The sequence below is a fragment of the Thalassospira profundimaris WP0211 genome (assembly GCF_000300275.1).
In the GTDB taxonomy this organism is placed as follows: domain Bacteria; phylum Pseudomonadota; class Alphaproteobacteria; order Rhodospirillales; family Thalassospiraceae; genus Thalassospira; species Thalassospira profundimaris.
In genome coordinates, this window is sequence record NZ_AMRN01000001.1 from 593,087 (window position 1) to 613,616 (window position 20,530).

At 54.3% G+C, this 20,530-nt stretch carries 18 protein-coding genes; 17 read left to right on the forward strand and 1 reads right to left on the reverse strand.

Going from position 1 to position 20,530, the window contains the following annotated elements:
- Positions 1-99: 99 nt before the first annotated feature.
- Complete coding sequence (locus TH2_RS02660) at positions 100-348, reverse strand: sulfurtransferase TusA family protein (protein WP_008888850.1); 249 nt, start codon at positions 346-348, stop codon at positions 100-102.
- Between the two features lie 253 nt (positions 349-601).
- Between TH2_RS02660 and TH2_RS02665 the strand changes: the two genes are divergently transcribed.
- The 17 genes from TH2_RS02665 (at position 602) to TH2_RS02745 (ending at position 20,486) form a co-directional block, all read left to right on the forward strand.
- Positions 602-1,024 (forward strand): Fur family transcriptional regulator, encoded by a 423-nt coding sequence (locus tag TH2_RS02665; RefSeq protein WP_008888851.1) that lies wholly within the window; start codon positions 602-604, stop codon positions 1,022-1,024.
- Positions 1,025-1,186: 162 nt separating this feature from the next.
- Positions 1,187-1,981, forward strand: coding sequence for a l-ornithine N(alpha)-acyltransferase (gene olsB, locus TH2_RS02670; protein ID WP_040822534.1), 795 nt, complete (start codon positions 1,187-1,189; stop codon positions 1,979-1,981).
- Entirely contained in the window at positions 1,978-2,883 is a 906-nt protein-coding gene (locus tag TH2_RS02675; protein WP_008888853.1) for a lysophospholipid acyltransferase family protein, read from the forward strand. Before olsB ends, TH2_RS02675 begins: the two co-directional genes overlap by 4 nt.
- A 169-nt stretch (positions 2,884-3,052) precedes the next feature.
- Positions 3,053-4,444 carry a tRNA (N6-isopentenyl adenosine(37)-C2)-methylthiotransferase MiaB gene (miaB, locus tag TH2_RS02680; protein ID WP_008888854.1) on the forward strand — a complete coding sequence of 464 codons (1,392 nt, stop codon included), beginning with the start codon at positions 3,053-3,055 and terminating at the stop codon, positions 4,442-4,444.
- Complete coding sequence (locus TH2_RS02685; RefSeq protein ID WP_008888855.1) at positions 4,441-5,544, forward strand: PhoH family protein; 1,104 nt, start codon at positions 4,441-4,443, stop codon at positions 5,542-5,544. The genes miaB and TH2_RS02685 overlap by 4 nt, the downstream gene beginning before the upstream one ends.
- Positions 5,528-6,118, forward strand: a complete 591-nt coding sequence (gene ybeY / locus TH2_RS02690) for an rRNA maturation RNase YbeY (RefSeq protein ID WP_008888856.1) — start codon at positions 5,528-5,530, stop codon at positions 6,116-6,118. Before TH2_RS02685 ends, ybeY begins: the two co-directional genes overlap by 17 nt.
- A gap of 87 nt (positions 6,119-6,205) precedes the next feature.
- Positions 6,206-7,147, forward strand: coding sequence for a hemolysin family protein (locus TH2_RS02695; RefSeq protein WP_008888857.1), 942 nt, complete (start codon positions 6,206-6,208; stop codon positions 7,145-7,147).
- Complete coding sequence (gene lnt / locus TH2_RS02700; protein WP_008888858.1) at positions 7,140-8,717, forward strand: apolipoprotein N-acyltransferase; 1,578 nt, start codon at positions 7,140-7,142, stop codon at positions 8,715-8,717. The genes TH2_RS02695 and lnt overlap by 8 nt, the downstream gene beginning before the upstream one ends.
- Before the next feature lie 111 nt (positions 8,718-8,828).
- Positions 8,829-9,299 carry a helix-turn-helix domain-containing protein gene (locus TH2_RS02705; protein ID WP_008888859.1) on the forward strand — a complete coding sequence of 157 codons (471 nt, stop codon included), beginning with the start codon at positions 8,829-8,831 and terminating at the stop codon, positions 9,297-9,299.
- 305 nt (positions 9,300-9,604) lie between these two features.
- Complete coding sequence (gene metK / locus TH2_RS02710) at positions 9,605-10,777, forward strand: methionine adenosyltransferase (protein WP_008888860.1); 1,173 nt, start codon at positions 9,605-9,607, stop codon at positions 10,775-10,777.
- Between the two features lie 144 nt (positions 10,778-10,921).
- Positions 10,922-11,641 (forward strand): tRNA (guanine(46)-N(7))-methyltransferase TrmB, encoded by a 720-nt coding sequence (gene trmB, locus TH2_RS02715; protein WP_008888861.1) that lies wholly within the window; start codon positions 10,922-10,924, stop codon positions 11,639-11,641.
- Positions 11,642-11,819: 178 nt separating this feature from the next.
- Positions 11,820-12,383, forward strand: coding sequence for an RNA polymerase sigma factor (locus tag TH2_RS02720; protein ID WP_081579252.1), 564 nt, complete (start codon positions 11,820-11,822; stop codon positions 12,381-12,383).
- A 139-nt stretch (positions 12,384-12,522) separates the two neighbouring features.
- Positions 12,523-13,431 (forward strand): FecR family protein, encoded by a 909-nt coding sequence (locus TH2_RS02725; RefSeq protein ID WP_008888863.1) that lies wholly within the window; start codon positions 12,523-12,525, stop codon positions 13,429-13,431.
- A gap of 174 nt (positions 13,432-13,605) precedes the next feature.
- Positions 13,606-16,374 (forward strand): TonB-dependent receptor, encoded by a 2,769-nt coding sequence (locus TH2_RS02730; RefSeq protein ID WP_081579253.1) that lies wholly within the window; start codon positions 13,606-13,608, stop codon positions 16,372-16,374.
- 179 nt (positions 16,375-16,553) lie between these two features.
- Positions 16,554-17,291 (forward strand): calcium-binding protein, encoded by a 738-nt coding sequence (locus tag TH2_RS02735; RefSeq protein WP_008888865.1) that lies wholly within the window; start codon positions 16,554-16,556, stop codon positions 17,289-17,291.
- Between the two features lie 166 nt (positions 17,292-17,457).
- The gene (locus TH2_RS02740) at positions 17,458-19,140 is read left to right on the forward strand and encodes a type I secretion system permease/ATPase (RefSeq protein WP_008888866.1); all 1,683 of its coding nucleotides are present in this window, start codon (positions 17,458-17,460) and stop codon (positions 19,138-19,140) included.
- Positions 19,137-20,486, forward strand: a complete 1,350-nt coding sequence (locus TH2_RS02745) for an HlyD family type I secretion periplasmic adaptor subunit (RefSeq protein ID WP_008888867.1) — start codon at positions 19,137-19,139, stop codon at positions 20,484-20,486. Before TH2_RS02740 ends, TH2_RS02745 begins: the two co-directional genes overlap by 4 nt.
- The last annotated feature ends 44 nt before the right edge of the window (positions 20,487-20,530 follow it).

Here is a 20,530-nt window from a genome sequence, read left to right on the forward strand (position 1 = left end):
AGGTAATCTGGAACAATTTTAATCGATTATACCCACATAATGAGTGTGGTTTTGAGCGCCAACCTGTTGTAGTGTAAGCCTGCATCGGAACTGGCGGTTTTATGATCCCTTGCGGATTATGAGCCGGTAGGTTCCCGGTGTATCAGTGATTTCGGCCAGTTCGACGACTTCGTCGCCCATCTCGGTTACCGAGCGCGGAACGTTTTTCAACGGTTCACCGGCGCCAAGGGTAACCTCCAGAACCTGACCAGATGTCATGGTTTCGAGTTTGAGGCGGGTGCGCACAAATGTCATCGGGCAGACGTCGTTTGTGATGTCTATTTTATGGTCGGGGGTTGCGGTGGCCATGTTGGTCTCCTGCCTTGATGCGTAACTTTGAAGTAGTGCCCTTCATCGCAGGTAGCAAGTGGCCGGAAGAATGCCGATATGATTGTGATTGCAGGGTGTTAGTACCGGCGATCTACAGGAAGCGGAATTTATCGCGAATTCAACCTTGCGATATGTGGCGGATTTTTCAATATTGAGCCACAAGAGATCGACGCCAGAGACACGTCTCGGCTGGGGACAGGTGGAACCGGAAACGGAAACGAGAAACAAGACAATGCTTGCAGAATCAACTATCGAGCAGAAATGCATCGACGCGGGCCTGAAAATGACGGGCCAACGCCGGGTGATTGCCCGTGTGCTCTCTGAGTCCGAAGACCACCCGGATGTTGAACTGGTTTATCGTCGGGCGACCGACATTGATCCGAAGATTTCGATTGCGACCGTATATCGCACCGTGCGCCTGTTTGAAGAGGCGGACATCCTTGAAAAACACGATTTCGGCGATGGCCGTGCGCGTTACGAGGAACTGACCGAAGAACATCACGATCACCTGATCGACATGCGCTCGGGCGAGGTGATCGAGTTTTCGAACGACAAAATCGAAAAGCTTCAGGAAGAGATCGCCAAGGAACTGGGCTTCCGTCTGGTGGGGCATCGTCTTGAGCTTTACGGTGTTCCTTTGAAAGACGGCAAGTAATTCCAGCGTTCAATCGCGCACTGAACTTACAGTTTTCAAGGCCACTTGCTGAAACAGGCAAGTGGCCTTCATAATTTTGTTACCTGTTCTTCACAAAGCCTTCACTCGCTCTTCACGCCGTTCTTGCGCAAAATCCGTGCAGTTGAACGAAAGGGTGTTGTCATGCGTGACGAAAAACAGCTTCAGCGGCTTGAGGTTCGCCTTGCCGAGAATGAAAACGAAATTCTCGCCAGCCAGAAGCTTCGCTACAAAGTGTTCTATGAAGAACGCGGCGCCAAACCGACCGAGGAAATGGCAGCCGAAAAGCGCGACTTCGATCACTATGATCCGCTCTGCGATCATCTGCTTGTTCTCGATCACAATCGCGGTGCCGGTGCCGATGCGGTTGTTGGTACCTATCGCCTACTGCGCCAGTCAGTAGCCAACGAACATGGCGGCTTTTACAGTGCTGATGAATACCATATCGAAAGCATGCTCAATGCGGTGAAAGATACCGGCGAGATCATGGAACTGGGTCGTTCCTGTGTCGAAGCCGAATACCGCACCATGCCGACCTTGCAGCTTCTGTGGCAGGGGATCGCGGCATATGTTTTCAAATACGACATTAAGCTGATGTTTGGCTGCGCGTCCTTCCACGGCACCGATCCGGATGCCTTCAAGGATGTCCTGACTTATCTGCATCACAATCACCTTGCCCCCGAAGACATGCGTCCGCGTGCGATTGCTGATCGTTACGAGCCGATGATGCGTGCCGAGATCGATGGCATTGATCAGCGCCAAGCACTTCGTGATTTGCCGCCGCTGATCAAGGGTTATCTGCGTCTGGGTGGTTTTGTCGGTGACGGGGCAGTGGTCGACCATCAGTTCAACACCACCGACATCTGCATCGTGTTGCCGACCGAAAAGGTAACTGATCGCTATTACAAGCATTACGAACGCACCGCGAGGGTATCGTGAACTGCTATGTGTGTGCTGCCATCCGCCTGATGGCCTATGTGCTTCTGACACTGGTTTTGTTGCCGGTGCAAATGGTGGCAATTGCCGCACGATTGAAGCTGGCTGAAGAATTGCCGCGGTTCTATCACGCCCTTTGCCTGCGCATCCTGCATATCGAAGTTCGGGTTTCGGGCGTTGATATGATGGACGGGCCGGGTGTGATCGTTGCCAATCACGCATCCTATCTTGATATCCCGGTGCTGGGCGCCTTGACCCGTGGTAGCTTTATCGCCAAGACCGAAGTTGCCAGCTGGCCCGTGATCGGTTTGCTTGCCAAGCTGTCACGTTCGACCTTTATCGAACGCCGTGCAGTGCGATCACGCGAACAGAACGATCAACTAAGTCAGCGTTTGCGCGATGGTGACAAACTGATCCTGTTCCCGGAAGGAACAAGCAACGACGGCAACCGTGTGTTGCCATTCAAGTCGACCCTGTTTGCCGCAGCAGAGCGTGTGATGCCGGATGGATCGCCGGTCAAATTCCAGCCGATTTCGATTGCCGCCACCCGTCTTGACGGAGCGCCGATCGGTCGCGACTTGCGGGCATTTTATTCCTGGTACGGGGATATGGACTTGGCCCCGCATTTGTGGCAGTTTCTCGCGCTCGGCAAGGTGACGGTTGAGATTGTTGTCCATCCGCCTGTGACGCTGGCAGATGCAGCCGGATCACGCAAGGAACTTGCCCGGATGTGTGAAGCCCGTGTTGCCCAGGGACATCAGGCAGCGTTGCGTGGCCTGCATCAGGGTGTGCCGGTTCAGTTGATTGACAGCGATCTGTCGGGCGAGCTGATTGGTTTTTCGCCGCTTGCGATCATTTCGGAAGATTTTCGACTGTTTGGTCAGGATCGACAGTTCGGCTCCTGACCGTTTTGCCGTATAATGCCCCGGTTGATGTGAAATTCGGTTTCACCTGACCGGGATTTCAGATAACGAGATGTCCGAGGAGTTCCGATCACCGATTGTTCGGAACTCAGGCGCGGTGTGAGTGATCACACCGCTTTTCGGCGTTTTGAGAGAGCGAAACGGATCTGGCGTGACTGAACCGAAGAAACTTTTTGTAAAAACATATGGCTGTCAGATGAATGTCTATGACAGCCAGCGCATGCAGGATGTACTGGCGCCGCTGGGTTACCAGCCGGTCGACAGTGCCGAGGGGGCCGATATGGTCATCCTCAATACCTGCCATATCCGCGAAAAGGCCGCCGAAAAGGTATTTTCTGATCTGGGCCGCGTGCGCAAGCACAAGGAAGCCAAGGAAGCCAATGGCGGCGACAAGATGATTGTCGCCGTTGCCGGATGCGTCGCGCAGGCCGAAGGGGCCGAATTGATGAAGCGCGAACCGATGGTCGATATGGTGTTTGGCCCGCAGACCTATCATCGCCTGCCGGAAATGGTTGCGCGCGCCAATCGCGCAGTTGGCCGCAACCGCATCGTCGATACCGATTTCCCGGCCGAAGAAAAGTTTGATCATCTGCCAGAGCAGGTTTCAAAACAGGGCTATTCAGCGTTTCTGGCCATTCAGGAAGGCTGTGACAAGTTCTGCACGTTCTGTGTTGTGCCCTATACTCGCGGGGCAGAATACTCGCGCCCCGGTGCCGATGTCATCCGCGAAGCCAAGCAACTTGTCGCCCATGGCACGCGCGAACTGACCCTTTTGGGGCAGAACGTGAATGCCTATCACGGCGAGGCACCAAATGGCGGCGAATGGACGCTGGGCCGGTTGTTGCGTGAACTGGCCGAAATCGACGGGCTTGATCGTATTCGTTACACCACGTCGCATCCACGTGATGTGGATGAGGATCTGATTTCGGCGCATCGCGATCTTAAAAAGCTGATGCCATTCCTGCATTTGCCGGTTCAGGCCGGTGGTGACCGCGTTTTGCAGGCCATGAACCGCAAACATACCAATGCGGATTACCGTGATATCGCAGCACGGCTTAAGGATGCTTGCCCTGATCTTGCGCTGTCTTCGGACTTTATCGTCGGCTTCCCCGGTGAATCCGACAAGGATTTCGAAGACACGATGGAGATCGTGCGCGACATCACCTTCATTCAGGCGTTTAGTTTCAAATACAGCCCGCGCCCGGGAACCCCGGCATCGGGGATGGAACTGCAGGTGCCTGAAAAAATCAAAACCGAACGCATCATGCGCCTGCAGGCGCTGCTGGCTGAACAGCAGTTGGTGTTCAACCAGAACAGTGTCGGCAAGGAGATGGATGTCCTTCTGGAACGCCGGGGCAAGTATGAAGGCCAGTTGGTGGGCAAAAGCCCATATATGCAGCCGGTTCATGTCAGCGGTTTGCCGGAATCAGCCCTTGGACAGATCGTTCGCTTGAAAATCACCGAAGCGCTGCCTAATTCCCTTGGCGGCGAACTGGTCGACGCCACCCGAAACGACCAGAAATCTGAAAGGAACGTTGCGTGAGCGGCACCCCCACGAAAAGCAAGACCAACACCAAAACCAAACACGCCCCCAAGGATTCCGATCAGATCGAGTTTCAGGACAATGCGCTTGCCCAGGTTTTATACGGCCCGCAGGCCGAAAACCTGACGCGTTTGTCTGAACGGACTGGTGTTCAGGTTTCAAGCCGCGGGCTTGTGGTGATGCTGGCCGGTGATCCGGCCAAGGTCGCACAGGCCAAAAAGGTTCTTGCGCAGCTTTATGCGCGCCTGCGTGACAAGGAAATAGATCATATCGATGTCGAAACGGTTGAAGGTGCGGTGCGCCTGTCCGAACCGGACGACACCGATCCCTGGAGCGGCCAGACCAAGGATATGTTTGGTGGATCACGTCTGACGATCCAGACCAAGAAACGCCGGATTTCGCCGCGCTCCAAGCGCCAGAAAGATTATGTCGAGGCGATCCTTGATAACGAGCTGATCTTTGGTATTGGCCCGGCCGGTACCGGTAAGACCTATCTTGCGGTCGCGATGGCGGTGCAGGCGTTTATTCTGGGTCAGGTGGATCGTATTATTCTGTCGCGTCCGGCAGTCGAAGCCGGTGAACGCCTTGGCTTCTTGCCGGGTGATCTGAAAGACAAGGTCGATCCGTATCTTCGTCCGCTTTATGACGCGCTGCATGACACGCTTCCGGGGGATGTGGTGATCAAGCGCATGGAAAGTGGCGAGATCGAAGTCGCCCCGCTGGCCTTCATGCGTGGTCGTACCCTTTCGCACGCCTTTGTCATTCTGGACGAGGCGCAAAACACCACCCCGATGCAGATGAAGATGTTCCTTACCCGTCTGGGCGAAGGATCGCGCATGGTGGTGACCGGCGACATGACCCAGATCGATTTGCCCGATGGCACGAAATCAGGTTTGCGCGATGCACTTGAAACCATTGGTGATGTCAAAGGCGTTGCCACAATCAAGTTCGATCAGCGTGACGTGGTGCGCCATCACCTTGTGACCAAGATTGTCCAGGCCTATGACGCGGCGGATGCCCTGCGTGATCGCCTGAAAAAGGGCTATCGCGGTGAAAAGGACAGCGCTGCCAAGGATGCGAGTGATGACGGCACCGCTTGAACTGGACCTTGAGGTCGAAGCGGGCGACTGGCATCAGGACGAGATCGCGGCCATCGAAGCGGCCGTGATCGCGGCCCTTGATGGTGCGCTTAGCGATGGTGCCCTTTGGGATGACAACGCGGTGCCGACCGACGGGACCGAAGATGAAGGCGATGGTGCATCGCTTTTGTCGGTTGCCACGGTGATCGAGATCGGGGTGCGTTTGTCAGATGATGCATCGGTTCAGATCCTCAATCGCGATTATCGCGACAAGGACAAACCAACCAATGTGTTGTCCTTTGCCGCTCTTGAAAGTGCCGAGGATGCCGATGCATTTATGATGGCGCCAGATATGCCCTTGATGCTGGGTGATATCGTGATTGCGCGCGAAACATGTGCCCGCGAGGCCATCGAACAGCAAAAGCCATTGAAAAATCATCTTGTTCATCTTGCCGTTCATGGCACGCTACATCTTGTCGGCTACGATCATATGGTTGATGATGAAGCCGAAGAGATGGAAGAGCTTGAACGTCAAATTCTTGCCGGACTTGGGATTGATGATCCCTACGAACCGATTGAAGATGAACCGGTTTAGTAGGCCTGCACACGGTTTGTTTGAATTATAGGATGTCGAAACCGACCCATGAACGACTCTAGTCAACGCGACGACGACCACGAGAGTATGCGCCCTCGCACAGGCGAGGATACAATTCAGGACGCTGAAAACGGCTCCTTATGGGATAACGTGGCCTCGGCCTTGGGGTTCAAGCGAGGCAAGTCCCGCAACGGCGAAGCTTCGCTCAGCGATACGCTTGAAGAACTCGCCGAGCGGACCGAACAGGATGAAGAGCCGGTCTCGCTGCACGAACGTTCCCTGTTTGAAAACATCATTGCACTTCGCGACATGACGGCAGAAGACGTCATGATTCCGCGCGCCGATATTGTGGCGGTTCCCAAGACCATCCCACTTGAAGAACTGGTCGAGGTGATGGTCAAGAAGGCCCATTCGCGGCTTCCGGTGTATGGCGATACCCTTGATGACATTGCCGGCATGGTGCACATCAAGGATGTGCTGGGCTGTGTTGCGGCTGGTCGTGAATTCAGCCTGCAATCATTGCTGCGCCGCGTGCTGTTCGTGTCGCCCGCCATTCGCGTTCTTGATCTTCTGTCTGAAATGCGGCTGTCGCGCACGCATATGGCACTTGTTGTTGACGAATTTGGCGGGATTGATGGTTTGATCACCATCGAGGATCTGGTGGAAGAAATCGTCGGCGAGATTGATGACGAGCACGATATCGACCAGACACCGAAACTTATCCGCCTTTCGGATGGTTGCTATATCGCCGATGCCCGGTTCGAGGTTGAAGACCTTGAAGAAAAGCTGTCCTTCGGATTGCTTGACGAGGACGAAGACGAAGACATTGATACCCTTGGCGGGCTTGTCTTCTCGTTGGCCGGGCGTGTTCCGGCGCGCGGAGAGCTGATTGAACATCCAAGCGGTATTCAGTTCGAAGTTCTTGATGCCGATCCAAGGCGCATCCGTCGCCTGCGTATTCATATGATACGCCGGGAGGATGAGGATCCCGCCGCAGCCATCGAAAAGCAGGAAAAAGCGGATGATTGAGGCCATGGCGCGCCGACTTGCCGGTCTTTCAGGCTGGCGCAGGCGTTTTGTGTGGTTATTGTCCGGTGCGGTGGCGGTTCTGGCGCTGCCGCCTTTCTTTATCATCCCTGTCTTACCAATCTGCTTTGCGGTTTTGCTCTGGAGCCTTGAAGGTGTCCGCTGCAACAAGGGGGCGCTTTCGGCGGGCTGGTGGTTTGGCACCGGCCATTTTGCCGCCGGTTTTTACTGGGTCAGTCATGCCTTTCTGGTGCAGCCCGAAATCTATGGCTGGATGATCCCGTTTGCCCTTTTGGGGCTTGGCGGCGGATTGGCGATTTTTTCGATGCTTGCCGTTTGGGCGAGCTGGCATTTGGGCAATGGCCTGATCCGGCGTGCAGTATTGCTGGCCGTTTTCTGGGTGCTTGTGGAATATCTGCGCGGTCATATCCTGACCGGTTTTCCATGGAACTTATTGGGCCATGTTTGGGCCATTGATGCGGCACCCATGCAGTTTGCCTCGGTTGTCGGGGTTTATGGTCTTTCCTTTGTCACGGCCCTTTTTGCAACCTTGCCTGCGGCCTTTGTTGTTGGAAAATCCGGCAAGATAGCAGCCCTTGCTGGGGTCATGATTGCAGTCGCCCTTTGGGGTGGCGGGGCAGTGCGTCTGATGATGGTCGGGCCCGCAGAGACCGAGGGTGCCCTTTCAGAGCTGCCAGCCGACGTGCCGATTGTGCAAATTGTTCAGCCCAATATCCCCCAACGGGAAAAATGGCTGCCCGAACTGCAAAGCCAGCATTTCTCGCTGCTGCTTGATATGTCGCACAGACCGGAAACCCTGCGTCCGGATCAAAAGCGCATCGTGATCTGGCCCGAAACGGCAGCGACATTTTTTGTTGAGACCCAGACAGAGGCCCGCATGCAAATGGCCAGTGTGTTGGGGCCTGATGACATCCTGATTACCGGGGCACCTCGGACCTATCCGCGTGACACGGATGAATACAAGGTTTGGAATGCCATTCAGGTGATTGATGCCACCGGTCATATTGTCGCCAGCTTTGACAAGTTTCATCTGGTGCCGTTTGGTGAATATGTACCGTTCCGATCCATCTTGCCATTCCCGAAACTGACAGCGGGGCGGACGGATTTCTCGGCCGGACCGGGGCCGCAGACCTTGTCTGTGAACGGTATGCCGAGTTTCTCGCCGCTTATTTGCTATGAGGTTATCTTCCCGGGAGCGGTGATTGACGACGATCATCAACCCGACTGGCTCTTAAATGTCACCAATGACGGGTGGTTTGGACACAGCGCAGGCCCATATCAACATATGGCCGCAGCCCGTTTTCGCACCATCGAGGAGGGTCGCCCCCTCGTAAGGGCAGCCTATACCGGGGTATCGGTTGTCTTTGACGCCTACGGGCGCAAGCTTACTGACTTGGGTTTAGGAGAGAGGGGAATCTTGGTGCACCCCCTTTCGAGTAACAAAAACCATACAACAGTATATTATTTGTGGCGTGACTTGCTATTTTACGGTATTGTTACCTTCTTTGCCGTTCTCGCTATGGGATATAAACGCAACGCAAAATCCCTCTAGGCGGCTGAAAATTTTGCCAAACCGTCCAGAAATTGTCCCTCAAAACAAGGACGGATAGGCCGGAGTGAGAGAAGGAACTGCCATAAAATGTCGCCTAAGGATGAAACTAAGATGGTAAAGAACACACGCGGTCGGGGCCGTGGCCGGACCGCAAGTGGTGCTCCAAATCCTGTCGATATTCACGTTGGTGCGCGTGTTCGCTTGCGCAGGACTCTTCTTGGCATGAGCCAGGAGAAGCTTGGTGAAGCGATCGGCCTGACATTCCAGCAAGTACAGAAGTATGAGCGTGGTGCCAACCGCGTTGGTGCATCGCGTCTGTACGACCTGTCGCGGGTTCTTGAAGTGCCTGTATCATTCTTCTTTGACGACATGCCCGACGAGATTTCGTCGAAATCGGTGCATGAACGTCGGGAAATGTCGGAAAGTCCGGACCCGTTTGACAACGATCCGATGAACCGTCGCGAGACGCTTGAACTGGTGCGTGCCTACTACCGGATTACCGATCCGAACCAGCGCAAGAAAATCTTTGAACTCGTCAAATCGATGGGTGCATTGCAGGGCACTGATTCCGATCAGAAATAGTCGGTTCGACCGATGGTTTTGGGCAAAAGACGTATTTCACAGACCGTGAATTACGTCTTTGTCTTTTGAGCACGACCACCCCCGATGCACTGCCATCGGGATTACGGTTTTGCATCAATGATGCTTGACCTTCAAATAGCGATCGGGCACAACCGACAAGACAGTTCGACCCGGACTGACATTGTGGACGGATTTGGACCGCTTGCCACCACACAAAAAAAGGCTAAGTGGGCGCTATCGATACGGCCTCGTATCGGGAGCCCTCCGGTCCAGTTTTGGAAACCCATTACCGGAGAAGGTCTTATATGTCTCTTTCCGATTATCTATTTACCAGTGAATCCGTCTCGGAAGGTCATCCGGACAAAGTCTGTGACCGCATTTCCGATTCCATCGTTGATGCTTTTCTAGCTGCGGATGAAGATTCGCGCGTTGCCGTCGAAACCCTTGCCACCACCAACCGTGTGGTTCTGGCAGGCGAAGTTCGAGGTCCTGAAAGCGTAACCAAAGAGGTCATGATCGAAAAGGCCCGTCAGGCAATCCGTGATATCGGTTACGAGCAGGACGGCTTCCACTGGAAGACGGCCGAGATCGAATGCCATGTGCATGAACAGTCTTCTGATATCGCGCAGGGCGTTGACTCTGCTGGTGAAAAAGACCTTGGCGCTGGTGACCAGGGCATCATGTTTGGTTACGCTTGTAACGAAACCGATGAACTGATGCCGGCCCCGATCCAGTTTTCGCATCGTATCCTGCGCGCCATGGCCGCTGACCGCCACTCCGGCAAGGTGCCGCAGTTCGGTCCGGATGCCAAAAGCCAGGTAACCCTGCGCTATGCTGCCGGCAAGCCGGTTGCGGCAACTTCTGTTGTTGTATCAACCCAGCATGCCGACGGCCTTTCGCAGCGCGATGTTCATGAGCTGGTTATGCCCTATATCGAAGCAGCCCTTCCGCAAGGTTGGATGCCGCCGGCTGATGAAATCTACATCAATCCGACAGGCCGTTTCGTGATTGGTGGTCCTGATGGTGATGCCGGCCTTACCGGTCGTAAGATCATTGTCGATACCTATGGTGGTGCGGCCCCGCATGGTGGCGGCGCGTTTTCGGGTAAGGATCCGACCAAGGTTGACCGTTCGGCTGCTTATGCTGCGCGTTATCTTGCGAAAAACGTTGTTGCGGCTGGTCTTGCCGAAAAATGCACCATTCAGCTCGCCTATGCGATTGGCGTTTCCAAGCCGCTGGCGCTGTACGTTAACAACCATGATACCGGCAATGTTGACGAACTGAAGCTTGGTGACGTTCTGCGTCAGCTGATGGATCTCAGCCCGCGTGGCATTCGTGAGCATCTGTCGCTGTGCCGTCCGATCTACACGCCGTCTTCTGCGTATGGCCACTTTGGCCGTCAGCCGACCGAAGATGGTGGCTTCTCCTGGGAGCGCACCGATCTGGTCAGCGACCTGAAATCGGCATTTGGTGCCTGATTGGCAGAAAGTGCGTTAAAAAGTGCGATTTGCCAAAATCGCATGACGTGATAAGAGGCGGGCGGCCCGGACATTTCGGGCCGCCCGTTTTGATTTTCAGTCCGCCTGACCCGCAAATTCCGACCCTGATCGACAGAAACGACCATGCGCAACAAAGACCGTCCGCTTCCGACCCCTGATCGCCCGAATTTCTATGGCCGTCGCGGCAGCCGTCCGCTTAAGGACTCTCGCAAGGCCCTTGTGGATGCCATGCTGCCAAAGATCGGGATTAGCTATCCCGACGCAGCCGGGGTCGATCCCAACAGCTATTTCGATGGCACGCCCGAACAGCTGTGGCTTGAAATCGGCTTTGGCGGCGGGGAGCATCTGGCCGGTCAGGCCGACGCAAATCCGACGGTTGGGATCATCGGCGCTGAGCCGTTTATGGATGGGGTGGGCAGCCTGCTGCGCCATCTAGATGAGCGGAGTCTGACCAATGTGCGCGTGGTGGCCGATGATTCGCGCCCGCTGCTTTATAAGCTGATTGATGCCTGTTTTGATCGGGCGTTTTTGCTGTTTCCCGATCCCTGGCCGAAGAAGCGCCATGCCGAGCGCCGCTTTATCGGGCCCAAGAATCTGGCGCTGCTTGCCCGTCTTCTGAAAGACGGGGCCGAGTTCCGGGTCGCCAGTGACGATATGCAGTATATTTCCTGGACGTTGCAGCACATGCATAACCATCCGGATTTCGAATGGCTGGCCGAAGGACCGGATGATTGGCGCACGCCGCCAAGTGATTGGGTCAAAACCCGCTATGAGCAAAAGGCGCTGCGTCAGGGTAAAAAATGCAACTATTTGCGCTTCCGCCGTAAAAATCGCGCGACCTGAAGCCAGGCCGTCTGACAATTCAGTGTGAGAAAACCCGCCTGTTTAAGGCGGGTTTCTTTTTGGGGTTTCCGCTAGTGATCAGGTGCCTGTACGTTAGCATAAAGATGTTTTTATTGAGAATGATTGTCATGTGCGATATTGTGTGCACTCATCTTCTTGATGTTGATGTCAAACTCGCATGCTCAGGCCCCACCTTTATGCCGGTTTGCAGATCAGTCCAAAGGTCCGACCCGTGCCACATTGGGATGTAAACAAGCTCTTTCGCACCTATCATTCGAGGCTTCTGCAATTTGTGCGGCGGCGCAAGCTTTCGTGGCATATGGCTGATGATATCGTACAAGACACCTTCCTGCGCATCATTGCAACGCCATCACTGCCTGAGCAGGATTTTGCCAAGTCCTATCTGTATCGCACCGCGAATAATCTGGTGATTGATCATTTCAGGCGTGAACGGATTCTGAGCTTTGTCCCCGATCCGGAGAAAGCATTCGAAATGCTGGCAGACGATACCCCGTCGCCCGAGCAAATCGCCTGGTCACGTCAGGAACTGAAACGGCTGCAAAAAATTCTGCAAAAACTTCCCAAGCATCACCGTGAGGTTTTCATTCTGGCCCGTATTGAGGGTCTGACATATGTGCAGATTGGAGAACAACTCGGGATACCCAGCCAGACAGCCTTTAGCAGAATGGTCCGCGCACTTGGCCTGATTAAAGAAGCGATGGATCAGGCCGAAAAAAAGTGATCGGGACTTCGGATATTTCGCGCGTTCGTTCGTTTAAACCAATAGAGCGGAATCATCCCCTGTGTTCGGGTGACGCGGTTAGAGCAGCACCGCACAGTTGAAACCAGAAAATAACCAGACAATGGCACGAGCAAGCAGCATGAACTCTTTGCGAGATCCGGTATCAGAGCAAGCAGCCTATTGGTTCGCCTTGCTGCTTGATGGCAGTGAAAGCGAAGAAGATCGCCAGAAATTTGCGGAATGGGTGGCGCAAGACCCCGCACATCCAAAGGCATTTGCCGATATCGAGCGTCTGTGGAGTGGTAGTTCAAGCCTTGATTTCACGTCTTCGACCCATATTGGACGCCGCGCTATGCTGGGTGGTTCGCTGGCGGCCATCCTGCTTGCAGGGTGCTGGGGAGCATATCGTTACCACCCGCTGGCCGATATCAGAACGCAAACCGGGCAGCGACGTGAAATCAGCATTCCCGGACAACGCGGACGTAGCATTGTTGCCAGCAACAGCATTCTGTCTTTCGTGTCCGATGGCCGGATGACCGGGGTCGAATTACATCAGGGCGAAGCATGGTTCGAACATGAAGGCGATGATGGTGCCTTTTTCGTCCAGGCCCAAAACGGCAGAACCCTTTCGACTGGCGGAACGTTTGATGTTGCTGCCTATGATGGCAAGGTAACAGCGATCGCCGAAACAAATCCGCTTATAGTCGATATTGCCGGTGGGCGTCACACCCTCACCGAGGGCAATGCCATGACATACGATGCCACAGGTGTCTCAAGGTCTGCGCATCCGGTTGATGTTCAATCGGCTCTGGCCTGGCGTCAGGGACAATTGATCTTCATGGGCGAACCGCTTGCAAATGTTGCCACGGTGCTTGAGCGTTGGCAGTCGGGCAAGATCGTTATTATGGGTGAGACATTGAAAAGGCGGCCGGTGACACTGGTCGTCGATCTGGACCGGTCGCGTGACGTCGTGCCGGTTCTTGCAGATGTCTTGCATGTCGATGTTACCCGTTTCACTGATTATCTGACTGTTATCCGGGACGTTTGAGCTAATTTTATGGGTGCAGAACCCATGGGCAGACCATCACAATAACTGCAAGTAACAATTATTTTCAAAAAATATCATTTTGTTTCAGATAAGTGCAAAACCCCATCGTCTGAGAAAGTAGCGAAACAATAATGCGACTGAGTTGCATTCGTGAAATCAGGAGACCATAAAAAAATGCCTTCAGATGGGGTGGGTCGCCTTGGCGATACCAGAAAGACAACTCTCAAAACGGGGACATCCTTGGGGGATATGAGGGCCTTGGCGTTTGGTGCGCTGGGCTGTGGATTGATTGCAATGGCGCCTGTTGGGGTGGTAGCACAATCAATCGAAAAATATTCCACTGACATGCCGTCAGTATTTGAGATCGCACAAGCCAATTCATCTTCTGCGGCTCTGTCCAGCCAAACCCATGCGTTCGAAATCTCGCCACAGCCGCTTGCGATGGCGTTGGTGGCTTTTTCGAGAATTTCCGGGATTGATGTTGCAATTGACGGAACATTGCCCGACGGGCTTCAAAGTACTGCAATATCGGGCGAGATGAGCGCGACAGAAGCATTGGACAGAATGCTGTCGCAAAGTGGGCTGGCCTGGCAGGTCCTGAACGCAACGACGATCTCTGTTATCGATCCAAGCCGCGTAAGCAATGATGACAATGACTTCGTGACAGAACCTGTCGTTGTGACAGCAAGCCGCCGCGCCATGGGGCCAAATGGTGTTCCGGACGAGGTTTATTCCACCCCGGGGTCGGTGGTGGTGATCACTCAGGAAAGTATGCGCAAGGCACCGGTGCGTGAGGCGCGGGAGATTTTTAATAATGTTGCCGGTGTGGATATAGCCAACGATGCACAAGACCCTGGTCTGACAGTCAATGTGCGTGGTCAGCAGGAAATGGGCCGGGTAAATGTCAATATTGATGGTGCGCGTCAGAACTACAATCAGCTGACCCATGGCACGGCATCGCGTGTTTATGTCGATCCGGCTCTTTTGGCCCAGGTTGAGGTCGAGAAGTCTGATTTGGCGAAGAATGGCGGCGCGGGTACATCTGCCGGTATCGTTACAATGCGAACGCTCAATACGCAGGATATTCTTGATCCGGACGAAGACTGGGGCGGGAAGGCCAATCTTAGCCGCGGCACAAACCAGTATGACTTTGCCGGTGACGTTGCCGTGGGTGCGCGTGTTTCGCCAAAGTTTGATCTATCTGCGGCAGTTAGCCGAAAAGTTGTCGGAGACTATCGCCCCGGGACGCATAATCCGGGCCTTTATCAGGAAATCGATTCGACGCCAAAGTATGTCGATGTTTACAGTTCGCGCCCGGAATACAGTTATGTCCGGCAAACGTCGGGGCTGGTGAAGGCGAACCTTTTTCTGACTGAAGATCAGGAGTTAAATCTTGGGTACGTCGGGAGCAGCACGTCATACACAAAGTCGAGTGATTCGACGAACAACTATCAGGACCATAATAAAACGGACGTTCACACTGTAACCGCGAAGCATGTTTGGAACCCCGAATCAAACCTGATTGCCATGAATAGTGGCGTTTACTGGACGCGGACAGAGAATCACCAGTTCCGGCCGGCGCGATACAATGCCAGCGGTGCCGTTACGACGGACTCCTTTGATAACCAATACACGCTCGATACGTTGGGCGGTGAGGTGTCAAACAGTAGCAGCTTTGACTTTGACCTAAGCGGCGACGTCGCCAGTCATCTCGGTCTGGATTACGGTGTCGAATATTTTCAGGACAAGGCCAAGACAAGTGCAGAGCTTGGCGGGCTTGGCGGTGCGGGTGCCGCGTATGAAATTGAAGGTGGCACCCCGGCTGGCGAGCGTGACGTTTCTGGTGGCTTTGTTGCCGCCACTTATGACCTTAACAACATGTTCGAGCTCCGGGGTGGCCTTCGCTATGACCGGTACTCACTGAATGGGGATTCCTATTGGTGTGAGGAACAGAACTCTGCCAACCTGTGTGAGGACGGTGGCACACCACTGAATATCGATCTTAGCGAAGATGGGTTTTCGCCATCGGTTGGCGCCAGTGTCAATGTGACCCCGGGAATTCAGCTATTTGCAAATTATCGCCGGAACATGCGTGCTCCGACCATCATGGAGTCAATGATCAAGGGCGATCATATTGGCGACAATGCCGGGCTGCCGTTTTACTCCAACGCGAACCTGAAGCCGGAAGAAAGCGAGACGAAAGAAGTTGGTGTCAACTTCAGCTTTGACAATGTGCTTCGCCAAGGCGACGGGCTCAGGGCAAAGGTTGCTTACTATCGGACCTCAATCGATAACTATATCACCTTGGCTAACGTCCCGCAGCCAACCCCAAAAAGAACGAACCTTGGGGTTATTACGAATACTTCGGTTGAGGCTGAGGCCATCGTCAATTTGACTGACCCGGTATACATCAATGGTACCGAAGCCGAGCTGTCTTACGATGCTGGCGAGTTCTATCTTGGTGGTACGATTTCGATCTCGGATACCGATCTGTCAGGTAACCACAATCCATATGTTCTCGACACAGCATATGATCCCTTTGCCGCGGTAAACTATACCCAATTGGGTGCAACCTATCTTTCCTACAGCGATGTAAATTATGGGACCGCTGATAGGCTTTTCGGGATTTATGCAATTCCAAAGCGAAAATACACGGTCGATGGCGGATTCAGACTGTTTGATCAGGACCTCGTTCTTGGAATGCGGGCGTCATTTGTTTATCCGCAGGATAACTTCGGCAGCAGCAATTCCTCCTCAATCGTCTCTAAGTATTTCAAGTATCGGGTGTTTGATTTCTACAGCTCTTATGAAATCAACGAGAACCTCACACTGAGATTTGCGGTGAACAACATGCTTGATGAGGCCTATGTGCAGGGGACGGGCGGTACATTCGCCCCGGCACCAGGACGAACCGCCATACTGACTTTTAGCGGCAATTTCTAACGTAACGCCGCATCGGCAAGATGTTGAACCCAACCAGGCATGTGCCTGGTTGGGCTTTCGCGCTTCACAGATTAACACACTGATAATAAACAATTTTTCCATTGACTCTTAAAGATAATAAGAGTCATTCTCATAATGCTATTCGCTGAATGGGTAGCTTAATGACAGGAGAAACTGACATGACTATTACGATTGATCTCAACGCGGCATCTTCGGGTGCTGGTGTGGACCTGCATGGTGTTATTGAAGACTTCAACAACAACTTCTCGCTTGGTTCGGGCAACCACGGTACTTTCTATGATGGCTTCGCACCGTCGAGCTATTACGGTGGTTCACAGTTCCTGGCGACTGATCAGGATAGCAGCAGCAGCTACACCGGTTCTGTGCTTGCGACTGCGGGAAGCTCTGACTTCGCTTACGACCTCAACACGCACACGATCGCGGGCAATCTCGACAAGCTGTCCTTTGGTACGACCCTTGGTGTTGCGGACAACGGAACCGAATTTGATTTCACCGATTCGCCGGTTGATATCTCGGGCCTGAACCTGTCCAACAGTGACACCAATGGTGTCCTTGTCGACATCTATTCCGGCAGCACCGACACGCTGGAATCTGTCCTTGATTCGGGTGTTGAAATCAACGGCAGCACCGGTGATGACGTGATCGGCGGTTGGGCAGGTGATGACGTTCTGACCGGCAATGGCGGGGCGGATACCTTTGAGTTCGATACCTCGTCAAGCTTTGGCGACGACACCATCACCGACTTCACCGATGGCACCGACCTTCTTGATATCGACTACAACTCGGTCACCATTGGCGATGATGGCGCAGGCAATGCCGTGATCACCCATGCCAACGGCACCGTCACCCTGACCGGTGTTGATTTCAACGACCTTGATGCAACCGACTTCGTTTAACAAAACGGCCCGTCCCGCAAGCTGCGGAACGGGCACAAGGTCTTGATTGCAGGGTGCCGCATAACAGCGGCACCCACCCCAACCTACCCTAGATAACTGGTGTATCAAAAGCGTGTTTGTCAAAGCATCCCAAAGCCCCACCCAGCCTGCGACGCATTCCGGCCCGATGAGTCGTGCCCTTGGTCCATTGCGCGGTGCCTTTCTGGCCGTCGGCGCGATGAGTGGTGTGTCCAATCTTTTGATGCTGACCGGCCCGCTTTTCATGCTTCAGGTCTATGACCGCGTTCTGGCCAGCCAGAGCATCCCGACCTTGATTGCCCTGATCGGGCTTGTGGTTGGCCTTTATCTGTTTCTAGGTGCGGTGGATGCCCTGCGCGCGCGCATGTTGGTCCGGATTGGCTGGCGGGTCGATGAACAGATCGGGCCGATGGCGCTTGCCAGTACCTTGGACCTGCGTCTGAAAAATGGTCGTGAAAACACTCAGCCGCTTGGTGATCTTGATCAGATCCGGCAGTTCCTTGGCGGTTCCGGGCCGGTCGCGATATCTGATTTGCCGTGGATGCCGCTTTTCCTTGGGATTGTATTTGCCTTTCATCCCTGGCTTGGCGTACTGGCGCTTGTCGGCGGGTTGGTTCTGATTGTTCTGACCCTGATCAGTGAATTTGTAACGCGCAAGAAAGTCGCGCGGATGAACAGTCAGATTGTCAGGCGCAATGCGCTGATTGAAGCCGGACGGCAAAATGCCGAAGCCATTCGTGCCATGGGCATGGAAGATGCCTTTCGCGGGGCATGGGCCAAGCAAAACAATCTGTATTTAAACGACAACACCGCAGTGGGTGACGTCAACTCGACCTTCTCGGCCTATATCAAGGTCATTCGTCTGGCATTGCAATCCGGTGTACTCGCACTCGGTGCTTATCTTGCGATCAAACAGGAAGTCACGCCCGGTGCGATGGTCGCAGCATCGATTTTAACCGCGCGTGCCTTGTCGCCGGTCGAACAGGCCATCGCCAATTGGCGCGGCTTTGTGGCGGCCCGGCAAGCTTGGGGGCGTCTTGATGCGCTTCTGCCCGATATCTCCGATAAAGCGGACACCACAACTCTGCCCGCGCCGACTGAGAGCCTTTCAGTTTCCGGTCTTGTAATCGGCACGCCCGGCAATCAGAAGGCCAGCAGAGACAAGGTTCTTCTGCGGGTTGGCGAGCTTTCCCTGAACGCCGGCGATGGACTTGGCGTGATCGGGCCAAGTGGTTCGGGAAAGTCGACGCTTGGGCGTGCACTTGTTGGCATGGGGGCATTTCGCGGTGGTAGTATCCGTCTTGACGGTGCGGAGCTTTCGCACTGGAACCCGGTCGATCTTGGCCGCCATATCGGGTATTTGCCGCAGGATGTGGCGCTTTTTGACGATACGATTGCACGCAATATCGCCCGGCTGCAGGCTAATGCAACCGACAAGTCCATTGTTTCGGCGGCAAAGGCAGCTGGCGCACATGAGATGATCCTGTCCCTGCCCAATGGCTATGACACCCGGATTGGCAGTGGTGGGGTTGTCTTATCCGGTGGGCAGCGCCAACGCATTGGCCTTGCCCGGGCCTTATTTGGTGATCCGTTCCTTATTGTTCTCGATGAACCCAATGCAAGTCTCGACAGCATCGGTGAACAGGCCTTGCTCCAAGCGGTCAGGGATGCCCGTGCGCGCGGGGCGATTGTTGTTCTGATCGCCCATCGGCCCAGTGCACTTGCAACAGTGAACCTTGCGACCGTTATCCAGGACGGGCGTCAGGTTGCCTTTGGAAAACGGGACGACATCATGCGCAAAACAGTCAGACAGGTGGGAGAAACCGCATGACCAGATTACAGCTTGCGGTCGGACCAAGTGGATCGGCAGATCCCACGGTGATGTCGCCAGTGAGTGCCACATTGCGCAGGCATATTGTTTGGGGTGGTGGGATTGTTGCGGTACTGTTTGCCATCTGTGTGTTGTGGCTTGTTTTTGCGCAGCTTTCTGGCGCGGTGGTTGCCACCGGCAAGCTCGTTGTCGAAAGCAATGTCAAGGATGTGCAGCATTCAGAAGGCGGCATTGTCGGCCAGATCAATGTGAAAAACGGCGACCGGGTTTCGGCGGGCGATCTTCTGATCCGGCTGGACGACACAATGGCACGCGCAAGTCTCGGGATTGTCGAAACACAGTTGTCGGCCTTGATTGCCAGACGCATGCGCCTGAGCGGCGAACGTGATAACCTGCCCACACTTGAAGTACCTGCGGCCTTTATTGATCGCCAGTCGGAGCCGAAGATATCTGAATTGATCACGGCCGAGGTCAGTCTGTTTGCCGCACGCAAGAGCAGTCTGGAAGGCGAAAAGGAGCAATTGCGCCAAAAGCTCTTACAGCTTTCAGAAACGGTTTCCGGCCTGACCGCGCAGAAAAACGCCAATGAGGAAGAGCGTCACCATATCGTTGATGAACTGACCGGGCTTGAAACCTTGTTTGCCAAACAGCTTGTTCCGATCACGCGGGTAGCAGCCCTGCGCCGCGAACGGGCCAGCCTTGATGGCCGGCATGGCGAATTAACTGCCCAGATCGCATCAACACGCATGCAGATATCTGAAACAGAGATGCAAATCCTGCAGCTTGACCGCGATCGGCAGACAGAAGTACTGGGCGAATTGACCGATATCGATCAACAGATTGCCCAATTGATGCAGCGTGAAATCGCCCTGCGTGATCAGCTACGCAGAATTGATATTCGCGCACCCTATGACGGGACAGTTTATCAGATGGCGGTTCATACCGTGGGCGGGGTCATTGGGCCCGGTGATCGGTTAATGGGCATTGTCCCCGATCAGGATGAACTTGTGATCGAGGCACATGTTAATCCGCGTGACATTGAACAAGTCATGCTCGGGCAGGATGCTATGCTGCGTTTTACCGCCTTTAATCAAAGCACAACCCCGGAGCTGAGCGGGCAGGTATCCTTTGTCTCGGCCGACCTGGATCGGGACGAGCTGACCGGGGAGACATTTTATATTGTGCGTGTGAGTATCACCGCAGGTGAAGTCGCCAAGCTTGACGGGCGTGAATTGGTGCCTGGTATGCCTGTCGAGACATTCCTTGCCACCGGGCAGCGCACGGCGCTCAGTTACCTGTTGAAACCGTTGTCTGATCAATTTGCACGTGCTTTTCGCGAGGACTGATCAGATATCGGCAAGGCTTACTCGTTCCATCAATAAGGGAGTCG

Bases quoted from the DNA above. Each gene is read 5' to 3' on its own strand.
- TH2_RS02720 (WP_081579252.1), top strand. From the start codon at position 11,820: ATGCTCAGGCCCCACCTTTATGCCGGTTTGCAGATCAGTCCAAAGGTC.
- TH2_RS02725 (WP_008888863.1), top strand. From the start codon at position 12,523: ATGAACTCTTTGCGAGATCCGGTATCAGAGCAAGCAGCCTATTGGTTC.
- trmB (WP_008888861.1), top strand. From the start codon at position 10,922: ATGCGCAACAAAGACCGTCCGCTTCCGACCCCTGATCGCCCGAATTTC.
- ybeY (WP_008888856.1), top strand. From the start codon at position 5,528: ATGACGGCACCGCTTGAACTGGACCTTGAGGTCGAAGCGGGCGACTGG.
- lnt (WP_008888858.1), top strand. From the start codon at position 7,140: ATGATTGAGGCCATGGCGCGCCGACTTGCCGGTCTTTCAGGCTGGCGC.
- TH2_RS02660 (WP_008888850.1), bottom strand. From the start codon at position 348: ATGGCCACCGCAACCCCCGACCATAAAATAGACATCACAAACGACGTC.
- TH2_RS02730 (WP_081579253.1), top strand. From the start codon at position 13,606: ATGCCTTCAGATGGGGTGGGTCGCCTTGGCGATACCAGAAAGACAACT.
- olsB (WP_040822534.1), top strand. From the start codon at position 1,187: ATGCGTGACGAAAAACAGCTTCAGCGGCTTGAGGTTCGCCTTGCCGAG.
- metK (WP_008888860.1), top strand. From the start codon at position 9,605: ATGTCTCTTTCCGATTATCTATTTACCAGTGAATCCGTCTCGGAAGGT.
- TH2_RS02705 (WP_008888859.1), top strand. From the start codon at position 8,829: ATGGTAAAGAACACACGCGGTCGGGGCCGTGGCCGGACCGCAAGTGGT.
- TH2_RS02735 (WP_008888865.1), top strand. From the start codon at position 16,554: ATGACTATTACGATTGATCTCAACGCGGCATCTTCGGGTGCTGGTGTG.
- TH2_RS02740 (WP_008888866.1), top strand. From the start codon at position 17,458: ATGAGTCGTGCCCTTGGTCCATTGCGCGGTGCCTTTCTGGCCGTCGGC.
- TH2_RS02665 (WP_008888851.1), top strand. From the start codon at position 602: ATGCTTGCAGAATCAACTATCGAGCAGAAATGCATCGACGCGGGCCTG.
- TH2_RS02695 (WP_008888857.1), top strand. From the start codon at position 6,206: ATGCGCCCTCGCACAGGCGAGGATACAATTCAGGACGCTGAAAACGGC.
- TH2_RS02745 (WP_008888867.1), top strand. From the start codon at position 19,137: ATGACCAGATTACAGCTTGCGGTCGGACCAAGTGGATCGGCAGATCCC.